12 protein-coding genes and 2 rRNA genes are annotated in these 16247 nt (G+C 61.2%); 7 read left to right on the top strand and 7 right to left on the bottom strand.

From position 1 onward, the window contains the following. Window positions 1–14 precede the first annotated feature (14 nt). The 4 genes from Q7X29_RS03320 (at window position 15) to Q7X29_RS03305 (ending at window position 3236) form a co-directional block, all read left to right on the top strand. Complete coding sequence (locus Q7X29_RS03320) at window positions 15–989, top strand: hypothetical protein (protein ID WP_316573262.1); 975 nt, start codon at window positions 15–17, stop codon at window positions 987–989. Window positions 990–1061: 72 nt separating this feature from the next. Next, on the top strand, window positions 1062–2177 hold the full coding sequence (locus tag Q7X29_RS03315) for a type VII secretion target (protein WP_316573261.1): 1116 nt from the start codon (window positions 1062–1064) through the stop codon (window positions 2175–2177). Beyond that, entirely contained in the window at window positions 2161–2811 is a 651-nt protein-coding gene (locus Q7X29_RS03310) for a hypothetical protein (RefSeq protein ID WP_218716446.1), read from the top strand. Before Q7X29_RS03315 ends, Q7X29_RS03310 begins: the two co-directional genes overlap by 17 nt. Further along, the gene (locus Q7X29_RS03305; RefSeq protein ID WP_316573260.1) at window positions 2808–3236 is read left to right on the top strand and encodes a hypothetical protein; all 429 of its coding nucleotides are present in this window, start codon (window positions 2808–2810) and stop codon (window positions 3234–3236) included. Before Q7X29_RS03310 ends, Q7X29_RS03305 begins: the two co-directional genes overlap by 4 nt. A gap of 111 nt (window positions 3237–3347) precedes the next feature. Here Q7X29_RS03305 and Q7X29_RS03300 read toward each other — a convergent pair whose 3' ends face one another. Further along, window positions 3348–3650 (bottom strand): hypothetical protein, encoded by a 303-nt coding sequence (locus Q7X29_RS03300; protein WP_316573259.1) that lies wholly within the window; start codon window positions 3648–3650, stop codon window positions 3348–3350. Between the two features lie 563 nt (window positions 3651–4213). Here Q7X29_RS03300 and Q7X29_RS03295 point away from each other — a divergent pair. Beyond that, entirely contained in the window at window positions 4214–5962 is a 1749-nt protein-coding gene (locus tag Q7X29_RS03295; protein WP_316573258.1) for a hypothetical protein, read from the top strand. A 65-nt stretch (window positions 5963–6027) separates the two neighbouring features. After that, entirely contained in the window at window positions 6028–6501 is a 474-nt protein-coding gene (locus Q7X29_RS03290) for a hypothetical protein (RefSeq protein ID WP_316573257.1), read from the top strand. Window positions 6502–6880: 379 nt separating this feature from the next. On the opposite strand, the gene Q7X29_RS03285 is transcribed toward Q7X29_RS03290, so the two are convergent. Together Q7X29_RS03285 and Q7X29_RS03280 are read right to left on the bottom strand one after the other, a co-directional pair. Then, entirely contained in the window at window positions 6881–8341 is a 1461-nt protein-coding gene (locus tag Q7X29_RS03285) for a hypothetical protein (RefSeq protein WP_316573256.1), read from the bottom strand. Then, on the bottom strand, window positions 8334–9326 hold the full coding sequence (locus tag Q7X29_RS03280; protein WP_316573255.1) for a hypothetical protein: 993 nt from the start codon (window positions 9324–9326) through the stop codon (window positions 8334–8336). Before Q7X29_RS03280 ends, Q7X29_RS03285 begins: the two co-directional genes overlap by 8 nt. 271 nt (window positions 9327–9597) lie before the next feature. Here Q7X29_RS03280 and Q7X29_RS03275 point away from each other — a divergent pair, with 271 nt between their 5' ends. Beyond that, on the top strand, window positions 9598–10500 hold the full coding sequence (locus Q7X29_RS03275; RefSeq protein ID WP_316573254.1) for a DUF4231 domain-containing protein: 903 nt from the start codon (window positions 9598–9600) through the stop codon (window positions 10498–10500). Here Q7X29_RS03275 and Q7X29_RS03270 read toward each other — a convergent pair whose 3' ends face one another. From Q7X29_RS03270 to Q7X29_RS03255, 4 genes are all read right to left on the bottom strand, one after another. Beyond that, entirely contained in the window at window positions 10501–11442 is a 942-nt protein-coding gene (locus Q7X29_RS03270; protein WP_316573253.1) for a PfkB family carbohydrate kinase, read from the bottom strand. Continuing rightward, window positions 11418–12686 (bottom strand): TIR domain-containing protein, encoded by a 1269-nt coding sequence (locus tag Q7X29_RS03265; RefSeq protein WP_316573252.1) that lies wholly within the window; start codon window positions 12684–12686, stop codon window positions 11418–11420. The genes Q7X29_RS03270 and Q7X29_RS03265 overlap by 25 nt, the downstream gene beginning before the upstream one ends. 190 nt (window positions 12687–12876) lie before the next feature. Further along, a 5S ribosomal RNA gene (gene rrf / locus Q7X29_RS03260) occupies window positions 12877–12993 on the bottom strand. 117 nt (window positions 12994–13110) lie between these two features. Beyond that, window positions 13111–16224 (bottom strand): 23S ribosomal RNA (locus Q7X29_RS03255). Between the last annotated feature and the right edge of the window lie 23 nt (window positions 16225–16247).

The raw sequence follows: 16247 nt of genomic DNA, 5'->3' as shown, positions 1-16247 counted from the left end.
AATGCGGTGACGACATGACCGATCTCATCGTCGACGTCGGCAGCCTGACCGGATTCCACCTGGACCTCGAGGACGCCCGAACCAACCTCGCGTCGAACACCACACGACTGCTTCCAGCAGTGACGCTCCCGCCCGGAGCATCCGGGGTAATCGCCACCCTGACACCCGCGTTCGAGAAGTTCCGCGTCGCGATATCGTTAGCGCAACAATCGGATCTGGCGGCCATCGACACACTCCGCACGACCTTGACCACAGCGGCGAACGAGTACGAGTCCACCGACGATGCGACGGCAACCGCGCTGTCAACGACCTCCACGAACGCCCATGGTGGCTCCGATACAGCAACCGGATCCAGCGCTACCGTGAAACGCTTCGGCGGACTGCAGTTGCCCACTCTCCCGGACACCCCGGAGGATGCCTACACATTGCGCGCGGTTGTGGTCAGCGCGATCGAGCAGATAGCCGGATACGACGAAGCATTGAGTGCGGCGATCGGCATGAAGCCCGCCGCAGACTATCTGACACCGCTGGAAGCCGACTGGGAGACGCTGCAGGCTATCGGCCGACGCATCGGCAGCCTCAGCATCAACGACTATGTGGCGTCACAGAACCTCACCGAAGGCACGCGATGGCTGCAGAACAGTTGGCAGGGCGACGCCTCTACCGCCTTCGGATCGAGCACGTCCACCCTGTCGCAGACGGTCACGGGGCGAAGTGACGACCTGAACGCCGTCTCGAAGATCGTCGAGAACGGCGGCGCATGTCTCGAGCGCCTGGTCTACAACCAGGCGATAGCCTTGGCCGGCGGAATCATGCAGTCGATGAGCTTCTTCGGCTTCAGTCTCCGATTCGGTGCCCGGCGCTCGTCGATCGTGCACTCGATACGGTTTGAGCCAGCACCACTTCGGATGCGCTCACAGCACCGACATCCGCGATGGCGCACGGGTGGAACCTACTGTACTCTCCAGCCCAGATCGCTGAACTACTAAGGGGGAGTGGGCATCACATGCGATTTGCGATAGCGCATATACACCGCCGGCTATCTCGTCCAGGCCTGGACCATGGCTGAACTATCGGTAGAGTCGACTCAGCTCAACGGCTTCAGGCTGGACTTGCAGGATATCGGTTCGAACTTCTCCGCCAACGCCTCGCGCCTGATGCCCGAGATCCGGCTACCCGAGGGCGTCGCCGGTCTTCTCGCCGAGGTATCGCCGCCACTCGAGCGGTTCCACGTCGCGGTCGAGGCCGCGCAACGCACGGATCAAACCGCTATCCAGGACCTCGCCGACAATCTCTCGACTGCGGCAACCTCCTATCAAGCAACAGACCAGAACAATGCGTACGCCTTGGCGAGCGTCGGAGGAGATAGCCGCTCCGGCGATCAGCTGGGCACTGGCGACAGCGTGCGATACCCGTCGCTGCAACTTCCAGCACTCACCAACACCGACTCTGTCACGTACTCGGTCCGCCAGACCGTGACCTCCGCCATCGAGTCGATCTCGTGCTACGACGCCGCGATCATGGCCGCTGTCGGCGTCCAGCCGGCAGCCGATCTCCTGAAGCCATTGGAGGCCGACTGGGAGTCACTGAAGACCGCCGGCAAGCTGGTCCGGCTGATCGGGATCAACGACTACGTCGCTTCCCAGAACCTTTCCGGCGGTGCGACCTGGCTGCGGAGCAGTTGGTCCGGCAACGCCGCGCAGGCCTTCGAGGCGAGCTCGAGCACGACTGCGATGACGCTGACCAACCGCAGCGACGACATGGAGGCTGTCTGTCAGATAGTCGAGGCCGCCGCCACCCTTCTAGAACGACTCGTCCACAACCAAGCGACGGAACTCAGTGGCGGCCTCGCCAAGTCGATCACGCTGCTCGACTTCACATTCCCGTTGGGAGTTTGGGCTCAAGCATTGGCGGAGCCGATCCAGGAATCGTATCGCTCGACGATCTCCTCCGAGTTGGACGTCCTCATCGCGGCCGCTCGTGCTCGTCAGGACCAGATACGAGACGCGATCGGAAAAGTGTCCCAAGCATTGGAGTACACGTCAGGCCGGGTCCCTCCGGCCTTTGCGCCCGACGATTTCACTGCTCCGGGCTGGGCCATCGCTGACATGGGAACTAGGCGATACGGTTACAGCGACAACGTTTGGTGGGAGAACAGCCTTGCATCCACCGCCTGATCCGCCGAAGAAGAATCCGGCCGCGTATGGATCACGCACTGGAATCGCCGACAAGATCGAAGCCAGGACTTACAAGACCGTCGACGCTTTCTTCGCTCTACAATATTTTCAGGGCGCTGGCTACACCTTCTCAGCGGACCTCTTCAAATTCTACCTGTCGAACCCTGGACCGAACTCCGACTTCACCATAAAATCCGAACATTTCCAAAAAGCGGTGAACACAACGAACGTCCGGGACACCGTCGCGTTGTGTCTCGACGGGATCGTCGAACAGGCGAGACTGGACCCACAGGTCGGTATCCTTCGAGAGCTCACCTCTGACTGGAAGGGCTGCGGACCCACCGAGGATCCAGACGTCGAGTTCGGGATCGGGCACTTCGATGTGTCAGTCGGAAGCGACACAATCGTTCGTTCCAGAGACGACGGTCTATACGCCGAGTTGAGCTATAAGGTGTACATCTGGGATTACTACAACTTTGAAACAAAGAATTGGATTCCATTTGGCAACGTCAAACGAAACCAAGCCAACTCGGTTGGCAATCACATGCGCGAACTCGAAGAATTCGGGTGGGCACGAAGTTTCATAGCACGCGGACAATCCGACACCATACAGACCTGGACACAGAGGCTATGAAACGAAGACTGACCTATGCACTCCTCATCGCCGCGATAGGCGCGCAAATATTTACACTGACAGCCTGCTCGAGCGAGCGCAAAGACCTCCTATCCCTCGAGACCTGCGGCTCACTCGTGTTCCCAAACAGCGTCAAACTTGTCGAATTCGAGCAGCAGACAGGTTTCGGAGATGAAGTAGTTACCGCTGTGGTAGAAATCCCCGCCAACGAAATGGATGAGTTCAAGACCAAGTCAGGCCTTACCAAATTCATTTCCGGGGTGCCGAAAGATTGGAAGTACCACTGGCGGGATACGAAGAACCTCCCGCTGTTGGAATCGGAACATACCTTTCGCGCCGACGAAGGGCAAACCGCCCTGACCAGGTGGGTCGCCTATACGAGCAAGGACACATCCGAGATCGTCTTCATCCACGCCCTCTGCTAGCACCGCGTCAAGCGATGCCCGTATTGGCCGATGTTGCTTCGACGCGGCATCCACGTCATTCGGCCGCATTCCACGTCTTTGCACTCGGCTCGCACCTGATCCATCGTTACGTCAGCCCACCGATCGGGACGGTTCATCATGTCGGCCGTCAACTTGTCCTTTTCGTTCCACCCTCATGCCCGAGTCATACCTGGCGGCCCATGCCGCTAGGCTGGCGAGGATGTCGTCAACACCACGCCCGAAGTTCCTGGGGCAGGTCATCGCGGCGGCACTCCACCGGAAGGGACAGTCGGCCACCACGAGGAGCAGCGGTTCGATGTCGTTGTCATGCGCGGCCAGACAACCGTTGAGCTCGAGCCGGGCCGACTCAGGCACGTAATGATCGGCCAATACTCCGAGCAGCGCCGAGGGCATCCAGTTCTTCTTCGATCTCGAAGGGCATCCACATCGGACAGGTACGCCGACGCCTGCCGACTCGGCCGACCCGGTGGTCCGTCCCGTCAGTGAGGCCGTCGCGGCGACACTCACCTGTGCGCATGTCGGCGGTCGCCGCCACGCGCCCCCGTCATCAGCCGCCGAGATCACCAACAGCCCGGTACTGCACGGAATCAACGAGTCATGAGGCTGCCGGCTGCGGCGATGGCCGACAAGGTCGAGAGAACCGCAGCCGACCTCGACGAGCTGGGTTCTGGGTGCGACCAAGTGACGGTCGGCCGAGACAACAGACCTCCGGTAATCGTGATCGGCCTCGGCCCGAATAGGCGAGATGGGTTGTCGCGCACAAGGATGAGTTCGGTCAGTGCCGGACAGCCGACCGATCGATCTGCGACTTCGCAGACGGCATCCGAACGATGAGTGACGCGGCCAAAGCTGCACACGGGCACTACGGGACCGCTCAGTCGGCCAACTCGAGGATGTTCCGTGGTTCCTGACGCAGCACTGTCCTCCGCGGCACGGCGATCGCCCGGGCAAGGCTGATGGCGCCCGGGCTCGCGATCAGATCCGACATCTACTACGACGCCGCGCAGAAACTCAGTACGCTGTCGACCGAAATCGGCACTGCGGTCACCCGCGATCTCGCTCCGGCTCTGACCACTACGACCGGCATGGCGGGGAACTACCTGGCCGCTGTGCCGTGGGCGACCGCGTATCTCCTGCACGCCAGCGAGATTCGGACCTTCGTTCAGACATACGCCGACGCACTGCGTCACTACAGCGACATCATCAACGCCGCAGGCTTCAACTGGGATACGGCGGAGTACAACGCGGATTCGAACCCGAGCAAGGGCGCTTCGCCGAGCCATCCGGCCCGGGCACCGCTGTCATCCATCGCAGGCACGGGGTTCCCTGATATTCCCTGCGCAACAGGCGACAACGGCCCTGGCGTCGTGATCAACTCCACCGGGATCAGTTCCTCTGGGTGGACCGGGGCACCAAATGCGCGCGCTGATGCTCTCGACACCGCAGCCTCGGGGTGGGAGACCTTCTCGAACAGCCAGGAGCTGAGCGGAGCGGCGGCAACCCTGCAGACCGTGCACGACTCGTTTGCCGTCGTCCAGGCCGATGAAGTCCGTGATCTGCAAATGGGCTTGGTTGCCTTGCGTGGTGCTGCACAGCAGATTTCCACCGTCGCAATGGCGCTGGCTGATGCAACCCGCACACACCACACCAATCTCCTCGCCGCCCGCCAGAAGCTCTCGACAGTTGCTGCTACCACAGCATTCCCGGCTCATCCCGACGCCACTGTGGCCACAGCGATCGGCACCACCTCGATGACGATCACGGTCGATGCCGACCTGATCGAGCCTGACATCGGAATCGCTCGCAGCGCACTGTCCACCGCGTTGAGCAGCACTGACCTCTACAACCAACTGTCGGTAGTCGGATCCAACCGCGGACTACCTGGATGTGACGCTCTTACTGGTCTGCGCGATCTCCAGGCGATCCAAGCACTGGCGATGATCGTCGAGTCCGGAAACGAGCACGACAACGCGGCCATCGTCGATGACCTCACGAACCTGTCCACGTGGACTACCCCGGCCCCGACGCTGACTCTCGGCGACTCCAGCGCACTGGATGCCTGGGGGCCGCAGATGAAAGCCTGGGCCATCTGGTCGGTCCAGTACGGGCACGAAGCGGGCGTCGATCCGCGCATGGTCCTGGCCATGGCCCTGCAAGAAGGGGCACCGCTGCGATCCGGCTACGCCAATGGGAACGACTTCCACGCCGCGACCCACGGAAACCCCGAGAACTATCACCCGGACTCGGACAAAGGTATTCTCGCCGGATACGCCTGGGACAAAGCACGAAGGTGGGCAACACCATTCGGAATCGACAAGAACGACGCCGGCAACTCGATCGGCTTGACAAACCAAAAGCCAGGCCCGTTCAACGAAGTGAAGGATAAGTATCCAGCACAGTTCGAAGGGCAGGAATGGGCGGACTTGACAACAAGTGACGAACTAGGAATCAAGGCTGCAGCATACAATCTCCGAATGTTGCAGGACGTGGCGATGGAAAACGCTACCCCCGAGGTACGTGCGAGTACGCCACTGAATCAGTTTCTAGGTTCAGGATACAACGCTGGCGGTATGGTGCAACGCACTACAGATGTCGCTGCGGGCGGCGGGACGTTCAGCGCCAACGAAGTAGAGCATGGCCAGAGCACACTTGAAGTGTTCAAGGCGGCAGACAACATACTGCGAGGATCTGGGGCATACTATTGAGAATCCGGTCGCTAGAGCGTGACGTTTGGCATCGCTGGGCCGTTCGAGTTGTTGTGCTGGGGGTAGTGGTCGGACTGGGAATCTACGGGTATTACTGGTGGGATGAGTGGCGCTACAGCCCGAGCGAGGCACGACGTATCGCGGAAAACACGACCGCGACCGGATTTGTCCGGGTAGATGTCACCGACGTGTCGAGCGGAGACAGTCCGCCTGGCGCAAAAGCATATTTTCTTGGCCCGCCACCGGTTCCATCGGATGTTGCAGCGACTATCAGCGTTCCCGGCTATCCGTTGCACAAACTCGATCCGCCCTTCGTTTCGACACCGAAGCAGCTTCCGAATGATTACACGATCGTCGTGAGAGGCGAACAAGAGGGCCGCTGTGGGGTATCGGTCGTCCTAGACCGTAATCCTCGTAACATCGCCGAGCCGTGGGGAAGACAGAAGCGTCCCCGGGAGGTGCTGTCACCGGATCAGTTGGATTCCGTGCGCAAGGGGGACTCGGTCCTCATAATCGTTTCGATCTACAACTGCGGGTAGCGGTAGAGCCAGGCCTGGACTTGTTGGTGCTGATCGTGATCATCGGCCCGCTGGCGCTCTTCGCCTGGGCGGCAATGCGGGCGAAGCACCGCGGACTCGGGGCTCGTTCGTCGGGCCGGGAGATGTTCGATCCTGGCGCGGCGCGAGCACAGGTCGTCATCGAGGGAATCGCGGAACCGCCGGATCCTGCGGATTCCGGCGACCGGGCAATGATGACGATACGCGGAATACATTGGTGTATAAGGCAGTTCGGCCCTCCGTCGACACTCTGCCAAGACTCGGCGGCGCGGACGTGACGAGACGGCGAGGGTAGCTGGACGAGCGTCCGCAGGGCTACCGGCACCGTCGAGGTCTACCTCGAAACTCCTGTCGCACCTAGCTAGTCGAGGAAGTAGGCGTCGATCTTCTCCTCGGAGTCCAGGATCTCGTCCGAAGCCACACCGAGTGCCGCCGCCAGCTCAACCGATCCGACGAGTGCGACCTGCACGTCAGGCGAGAAGACCAATTCGAGCAGTCCGAGATAGTCGGACATGCTCTGGGTCAGCTTCTCCACCATCACCTGATACTCAGCGGCGAGGTGCTCGTCGAGCACACGCTGCTCGTCGAGGTAGCGCTCGATCAACGCTGCCTCTCGCTTTGTCAACGACGATGCGACGGCCTTGTACATCACGGTGCCGACCGTGTTGCCGATGACGGCACCGAGGATGGGAATAGGGATAGCCGCCTGGCCGACGAAAGAGGACAGCGCTCGTACCGCGGCTTCCAAGGCGATCATCTCGGAGTTCTCGATGAACTCCAGCTCATCGATCTCGTTGCGGCGTAGCTTGTTCGCCTGCTCGGCGATGCTGAAGGAGGCGGTGACGATCGAGCTGGCAACGGCTGCCGAGGTGGCGGTGAAGTTCGTGAGCCCGTAGATGCTCAGTCCTCGGACACCGCCCTTGCCGAAACCCACACCGGTTTCGCCCGCGATCTCGAACCAGTCCTGCCCGCTGAACTCTTTGAGCCTCTTGCCTTCCCGACGCCTGGTGAACACGGCCAGTACGAATGCCGTTCCGGCCGCGGTCGCGGCGGCGGTGAGCGCGACCGTACCTCCTTGACTCAGCGTCGGTCGGCTCTGTTGGTGGGCGTCGGCACGCAGGGATCGGTCCGTGGCACGGAGCGAGTCCTTTTCCGCCGCCAGGGTCGAGGCGTAGACCTCGCGCTGGACTTCGTCGTACCTGAGCGTCGAGGGTTCGAGCGATTCGATGCCGACGGATCTGGTGTGGAAGAACGTCTGGACCCGCTGCCAGTCTCTGAGGGAAGGTCCGTCGGAACTGCGTGACAGGAGCTTGCCGGCCTCATCGCGCGACAAGCCGTGCAACCGCCGGATCACCTCGAAGTGATCGCGCGGGATCTGGTATTTTCCACCGTTGTTCACGTACTGGGGATATTTCTGGAGGTGCTCGGCGATCGCGCCCAGTGAGAAGCGGCCGCCTGCGGCGACGAACTTCTGCTGGATCTCGACACTTCCGCGCATCAAGTCAACGGGTCCGTTGTCGTTCACCCACTGGTAATCGGGCGCGTGGCCGAGGATCTGTTTGCGGGCGTTGCCGATCCCGACTTCAGCGACCTCGGCGATGAACCCGTGCATGCCACGCTGTCCGCCACGGTTGGCGGCGACCACCTCGAGGTCTATCTTCCTGATGGCTTCACCGACGCTGGTGAGCGCGTCCTGGAGATGCTCGTCCTGCTGGCTGAGCGCGCTCAGGAGGTTGTCTATGCGGAGCTGATTGAGATAGCTCACCCAGGACGCGACTGCCTGCTCCTGTGTGTTCGCAAGGAACTCGGCAGCATCACTCACCGGCGGCGTCCTGCTCGATGCGCAGGCTCAGCATGGCCGCACACGCCTTCGTGTTGTTCACCAACGCAGCGAGTTCCGTCCGCTCGCCTGGGGCGAGCGCTTGGAAATCAGCGCGGAAGTGCACCAATGCTTCGCCGTAGCCCTTGACCAGACCTTCGCGAAGCGAGGTCGTCCGCTGGAGGAGGTCCTCGATTTGCGCATCCATGCCTTTGACAAGGGCAGTGTTCCGCTTGATCGCGGTCAGCGCTTCGTGCTTCGCCTCTCGATTCTCGAACTTTTTCTTCGCGAACAGAGCGATAGACGCGAGCAGAGTTGCGCCCGCGATAGTCCAGCCGATCGGGCCGGCCAGCGCGAGCAGTGTGGTGCCTGCCGCCGTGCCGCCGCCACCAGCGGCCAGCGCGCCTCCACCGAGCCACGCCAGCGCTGCCTGACTGGCCGCGGCCCCGGACAGGGTCGAGATAGCGGTGCCGGTCGAGGCCGTCCCGAAGGTGGTGGCGACCCAGATCGCCGCCGACGGTGCCAAGCCCGCCACCGCGGTGCCCGCCGCGAACCCGGCACCGGCACCGGCCGCCGACAGCCGTGCCGCTTCCAGCTCCTTCTGAGCGAAGTCCTCCGCTTGCAGGAAGTGCTTCTTATGCACCTCGATCTCGTCGAAGTCGGTTTCGAACGACTTCGGGGTGTTGGCGATGCTGTTCACCAACTGCTCGACCAGCTCGATCAGGTCCGTCGAACGTTCGCGCTGCCGCAACAGAGACAAGCCCCGGTCAGCCATCGCGGTGAAGACGCCGTTGTATTCCGCCACAGCCGATTCGTAGGGATCCGGCTTCTTCACAGTCAGCTTCTCGACCCGGCCTCTGGCAGCGTCCTTGACGTTGCCGACTTGCCCGACGAACTGCGTTGACGCGGTTCGCGCGGCCTTGCCGATGCCGTCGACTGTCCTGCCGATGCCATCTTTGGCATTGCCTACGTTGAGCTGTTCTACCATCGCACCCTCCGAGATCATCGCGGCCAGACTGCGTATCGGAGGATGTCGACGATTTGTGACAGATTCGACAGCCCGGTGCACCGTCGCTGTGGACCTCGGCACCGCGGGATGCCGACCGTCCTTCTCAGGACCTGCTATGTGATCACGATGGATGACGAGGCCATCTACGCCAGATCGCATTTCGGATACCCAATCCGACCGGTGCTCGTTGAAACACAATGTGGTCAAACGTATCTCGGAACATCTCGGCGATCGCTGCTAGTCTCGTTTGGTGTCTGGGGGCCATGCGGACGGGTTCGTGTTCTCCATCGAGGACTATCCCGCTCTATACCAATCTGCCGATTCCGCCTCGCTGCGGGGGCAGTTCCAGTTCCTGCGCGCTCATGGTGCGCGGCTGGTCCTGGCCGTCGTCGCGGCTGTGTTCGCCGCGTTCACCATTCGCGTTGGCTCGCACGGCATCGATGCCGCTGCGATCGTCACGACCGTGGCGTTCGTGACGATGCTCGCGCTCAACGTCTGGCAGCTTCGCGACCGTCCCGATCAGGACTGGTACGAGGGACGCGCACTAGCAGAGTCGGTGAAGACGCTGACCTGGAAGTACATGGTCGGCGGTTCGCCGTTCCCGAGTGGTATGCCAGCGGCGGCGGCCGATCAGCTGCTCGTCGACCGGGTGCGCCGCTTACAGCGTCCGCTGCGCTCGCTGAACTTTCCGCCGCCGACCGGGCGGACCATCAGCGACCGGATGCGCGAGGTACGACAGCTCCCCTTGGGGCAGCGCCGCGCTGTCTACAACGAGGGGCGGGTGCTCGAGCAGCAGCACTGGTACGCGACCAAAGCGGAGTACCACTACCGGCGGGCGAATCAGTTCGGCTTCGTCTCGCTCAGCTTCGAGATCGTAGGGATCTCGGCGGCTCTAGCGAAGGCGCTGGGTGCTGTCGACTTCGACCTCGCGGGCATCGTCGCCGCGACGATCGCCGGCCTCGCCGCCTGGTCGTCCGCGCGCCAGCACACGACCACCGCGGTCGCGTACTCGGTGGCCGCGCACGAGCTGAGCACGATCCGGGACATGCTCGAGCGCGATCACACGGAGCAGGAATGGTCGTCGGCGGTCGCCGATGCCGAGGAAGCGATCAGTCGCGAGCACACCTTGTGGCGGGCCTCGCACACCCAGTAGCTACCTGGTGCTATCCCCGATCGACTCCTCCAGGAATCGTTCCAGCTGAGCGCGATTCGGAATACCGCCGTTCCCGAATACCGCGCACTTCTGCGCCGCTGCCCACGACGCGATGTCCAGGGCGGTTGCGGTGTCGGCGCCCGCCGCCACCGCCCATGCGAGCGCACCGTGGAAGGTGTCCCCGGCGCCACAGGAGTCCTTGGTGTCCACAGGAAATCCGCGGTAGCGATGTGTGCCGGTCTCGTCGAGATAGACGCCGCCACGCGCGGCTTGGGTGGCGACGAGAACCTTCGGCTGGAAGTCCTCGTGCACCTTCGCCATGCTACGTTCCAGCGGTTCGCCGGGGTGCCTTCCGGTGAAGAACTTCTCTGGCGAGACGATGAACTCGACGCCGGCCAACAGGTCTTCACTGGACTGCTTGTAGCCGCCGGTATCGATCACGACCGGGACGCCCAACTCGCGGCACCGCGCGATCGCCGCCTTGCTCAACGCCGGGTCGGTGCAGTCGAGCAAAGCCGCGTCAGCCCCATCGAACACCGTGGGTAGGGCGTCGATGAACTGCTCGTCCGCGCGCGGCTGCGGGGTCCAGATCGTCGTGCGGGTGCCGCGATCGGCCGTGACAATCACGGCCGAATGCTGGCTCTCCTGGTGCCGCACAGCCAGATTCGTCGTCAGGGGTTCAGCTTTCAGTTCGCGTCGCAGCACATCGGCGTGGACACCGGTCCCGCACATCGCCGACAGGGTGACTCCCTCACCGCCCAATCGTGCGGCCGCGATCGCACCGCGCCCAGCCGGGCCTCCGATCACCACTTCGTGCTGGCGCACCGGGTTCTCGCTGTCCTCGGCAGGGTGGCTGTCCAGGACATAGAGGTAGTCGATGGTGGCCATCCCGACCACCGCCACGGTGGGAGTCGGTCTCACAAAGACTTGTTGAAGATCCATTCGCTACCTGCCTTGGCCGAGATCGGATAGTGGACGTGATCGAGTTCGGCTTCCTGGGCGATGCGCCTGGTCGTGACGATCACCGCGCCGGCATTGCGCCGCAGCAGCGTCGCGGGCACTCCCGCGGTCGCCGGAAAGTGGGACATCTGGTGGATGATGCGTGACTTGCTTCGGTCGAACGCGAGGATCATCAGGGCCGAGCATTCGATAGCAGCCGCCAGGCCGATCGTTATCACGGACCGCGAGGGCTGGTTCGGGTCGATGTAGCGGCGCCCGTGTTCGCTCAACTCGACGATTCGGCAGCCGTCACCCGCGATGTCGTCCGGGTCGGTGTATGCGCCGACCTCGTAGCCGAGCACCTCGCCATCTGGAGAGATCGAAATACCATGCACTGCAGGCGGATACATGCGCAGCATTCGCCGGGTGGATTGCAGCGGGTCGGAGTTCTGGTTGATCTGTCCCGACAGCAGCTGTAGCTGCTTCGCCGTGGGTCCTAGGCCACGGTCTGCCAAGGGCTCGACCAGGGTTTCGAGGACGTGTCGGGTGCGTGAGGAATCGTGCCGGTCGAAGACACCGAAGGTCTCGGTGTCGGAAAGGATCGGCGCGGAGCCGAACGGCAGCGGGTGATAGTCGTCGGCGATGCGCAGCATGGCATTGAACAGCTGGGTCCCAGCACGTCCCGTCGGTAGCACGACGCTGCGGTGCGGCATCTCGTTGGCTGCCCGAAAATAGGTGTGCGCGGCAGCTTCAGCGGCCTGTGCCTCGTTGTCGAAAGCCACGACGCCCGCCGGCCATCCCGTCACCTTCGCGGGTTCGACCTGCCGGCCCTCTTGTCCCCGCTCGAGACCGCGGCCGCCGACCGCGGGATTCAGTAGGTCCGCGACCAGACCCTCCAGCGTGCCATCGCGTCTGTCCAGCCAATCCACCCACTGGGTCGGCGAGAGGAAGTAGCCGAGTTTGTCCGGCTCCACCTGTTCCAGGCGCACCCAGTAGATCGGGATCTTGGCACGATCGGCGAGCAGGACCTCGCGCTTGACGTGGACGCTCGAATCAGCGCCGGCACAGAACAGGAGAACCAGCGCCGAGGCGTCTCTGATGGCGACCGAGATCGCCTCATCCCACTTCGAGCCCGGTGGGATGTCCCGTGGCGCCCACCATGTGGTGATCCCCCGACGCTGAAAGTAGCCGGCGATGTGTTCGACGACGGAGCGCTTGCTGCTGTGGTAGCTGATGAAGACAGCCATTGACCTTCCCCTGGTGCGTGGTGTGAACACAGCTCGGTCAGCTCACAGCGACGTCCGCCTGAGGCCCACGCCCTCCCGCTAGTGTGGAGATCCGACATGCGAGTTGTCAACCGGCAGCACAGGTTACGGCACCAGTCCGGGAACGCAAAAAGGCCCTCCAACCGAAGTTGGAGGGCCTTTCGCAATGATGTTCCGGCGGTGTCCTACTCTCCCACACCCTGTCGAGTGCAGTACCATCGGCGCAGGTGGCCTTAGCTTCCGGGTTCGGAATGGGACCGGGCGTTTCCCCACCGCTATAACCGCCGTAACTCTATGAAACTGTCACACAGAGAGCCACAACCAACCACCCCCAAGGGCAGATAATTGTTGTCTCGGTGATCTGTGTGTTGTTTCAGATACCGCACAGTGGACGCGTAACACCTTCGATAGTAAGCCCTCGGCCTATTAGTACCAGTCACCTACACCAGTTACCTGGCTTCCAGTTCCGGCCTATCAACCCCATGGTCTGTAGGGGGCCTTAACCCATCAAGTGGGAGAGAAACCTCATCTTGGAACAGGCTTCCCGCTTAGATGCTTTCAGCGGTTATCCCTTCCGAACGTAGCCAACCAGCAGTGCTCCTGGCGGAACAACTGGCACACCAGAGGTTCGTCCGTCCCGGTCCTCTCGTACTAGGGACAGCCTTCCTCAAGTTTCTAACGCGCGCGGCGGATAGAGACCGAACTGTCTCACGACGTTCTAAACCCAGCTCGCGTGCCGCTTTAATGGGCGAACAGCCCAACCCTTGGGACCTACTCCAGCCCCAGGATGCGACGAGCCGACATCGAGGTGCCAAACCATCCCGTCGATATGGACTCTTGGGGAAGATCAGCCTGTTATCCCCGGGGTACCTTTTATCCGTTGAGCGACACCGCTTCCACTTGCCGGTGCCGGATCACTAGTCCCGACTTTCGTCCCTGCTCGAGCTGTCACTCTCACAGTCAAGCTCCCTTGTGCACTTGCACTCGACACCTGATTGCCAACCAGGCTGAGGGAACCTTTGGGCGCCTCCGTTACATTTTGGGAGGCAACCGCCCCAGTTAAACTACCCACCAGGCACTGTCCCTGAACCAGATCATGGTCCGAGGTTAGAAGTCCAATACGATCAGAGTGGTATTTCAACGACGACTCCACCTGAACTGGCGTCCAAGCTTCACAGTCTCCCACCTATCCTACACAAACCGTACCGAACACCAATACCAAGCTATAGTGAAGGTCCCGGGGTCTTTTCGTCCTGCCGCGCGTAACGAGCATCTTTACTCGTAATGCAATTTCGCCGAGTCTGTGGTTGAGACAGCAGAGAAGTCGTTACGCCATTCGTGCAGGTCGGAACTTACCCGACAAGGAATTTCGCTACCTTAGGATGGTTATAGTTACCACCGCCGTTTACCGGGGCTTAAATTCTCAGCTTCGCGCCGAAGCGCTAACCGGTCCTCTTAACCTTCCGGCACCGGGCAGGCGTCAGTCCGTATACATCGTCTTACGACTTCGCACGGACCTGTGTTTTTAGTAAACAGTCGCTTCTCTCTGGTCTCTGCGACCTTCCCCAGCTCTGAGTGCAAGACTCGTCACCAGGGCAGGTCCCCCTTCTCCCGAAGTTACGGGGGCATTTTGCCGAGTTCCTTAACCACAGTTCTCTCGATCGCCTTAGTATTCTCTACCTGACCACCTGTGTCGGTTTGGGGTACGGGCCGTGTACCAACTCACTAGAGGCTTTTCTCGGCAGCATAGGATCACTGAATTCACCACAACGGCTACGCATCACCTCTCAGGCTATATGTTGTGCGGATTTGCCTACACAACGCCCTACAGGCTTACACCAGGTATTCCATCACCTGGCCCAGCTACCTTCCTGCGTCACCCCATCGCTTACCTACTACAGCCAGGGTCGTATGCAGCCACATCCGGCCTCCCGAAGGAGGTCCATCCGCTTTTGGATACTTAGCACAACTGATTCGATATTTGGCGCGGATACACGGGTACGGGAATATCAACCCGTTGTCCATCGACTACGCCTGTCGGCCTCGCCTTAGGTCCCGACTCACCCTGGGCGGATTAACCTGGCCCAGGAACCCTTGGTCATTCGGCGGACGAGTTTCTCACTCGTCTTTCGCTACTCATGCCTGCATTCTCACTCCCGTGGCCTCCACAGCTGGATCACTCCGCTGCTTCCACGGCCACAGGACGCTCCCCTACCCATCCCAGCTCCTGGCTCGAAAGCAGGATAATGCTGAAATGCCGCGGCTTCGGCGGTGTACTTGAGCCCCGCTACATTGTCGGCGCAGGATCACTTGACCAGTGAGCTATTACGCACTCTTTCAAGGGTGGCTGCTTCTAAGCCAACCTCCTGGTTGTCTAAGCGACCCCACATCCTTTTCCACTTAGTACACGCTTAGGGGCCTTAGCCGGCGATCTGGGCTGTTTCCCTCTCGACTACGAAGCTTATCCCCCGCAGTCTCACTGCCACGCTCTCACACACCGGCATTCGGAGTTTGGCTGACTTCGGTAAGCTTGTGGGCCCCCTAGGCCATCCAGTAGCTCTACCTCCGGCGTGAAACACGTGACGCTGCACCTAAATGCATTTCGGGGAGAACCAGCTATCACGGAGTTTGATTGGCCTTTCACCCCTACCCACAGCTCATCCCCTCAGTTTTCAACCTAAGTGGGTTCGGGCCTCCACGACGTCTTACCGTCGCTTCACCCTGGCCATGGGTAGATCACTCCGCTTCGGGTCCATAATGTGCGACTAAAGGGCGCCCTATTCGGACTCGCTTTCGCTACGGCTACCCCACACGGGTTAACCTCGCCACACACCGATGACTCGCAGGCTCATTCTTCAAAAGGCACGCCATCACCCCACGCACAAGTACGAAGGCTCTGACGGATTGTAAGCGCACGGTTTCAGGTACTATTTCACTCCCCTCCCGGGGTACTTTTCACCTTTCCCTCACGGTACTAGTCCGCTATCGGTCACCAGGGAGTATTCAGGCTTACCGGGTGGTCCCGGCAGATTCACAGCAGATTTCACGGGCCCGCTGCTACTCGGGTATCACTCACGAGAGCCAACATGTTTTCGTCTACCGGACTATCACCGTCTATGGCAGGCCGTTCCAGACCACTTCGACTAACACATTGGTTTCTTACTCTCGCTTGATCCGGCAGAATCAAGAAGAATGACCCCACAACACCCCAAACGCAACCCCTGCCGGGTATCACACGCTTGAGGTTTAGCCTCATCCGCTTTCGCTCGCCACTACTCACGGAATCACTGTTGTTTTCTCTTCCTGTGGGTACTGAGATGTTTCACTTCCCCACGTTCCCTCCACACACCCTATATATTCAGATGCGGGTAACACGACATCACTCGTGCTGGGTTTCCCCATTCGGAAATCCTCGGATCTCAGCTCGGTTGACAGCTCCCCGAGGCTTATCGCAGCCTCCTACGTCCTTCATCGGCTCCTGGTGCCAAGGCATCCACCGTACGCTCTTAAACACTTACTAACAAAGATGCTCGCGTCCACTGT

This window comes from Nocardia canadensis (genome assembly GCF_032656385.1).
Taxonomy (GTDB): domain Bacteria; phylum Actinomycetota; class Actinomycetes; order Mycobacteriales; family Mycobacteriaceae; genus Nocardia; species Nocardia canadensis.
Note: the sequence above shows the minus strand (reverse complement) of the source record. Positions and strands in the feature narration are given on the sequence as shown.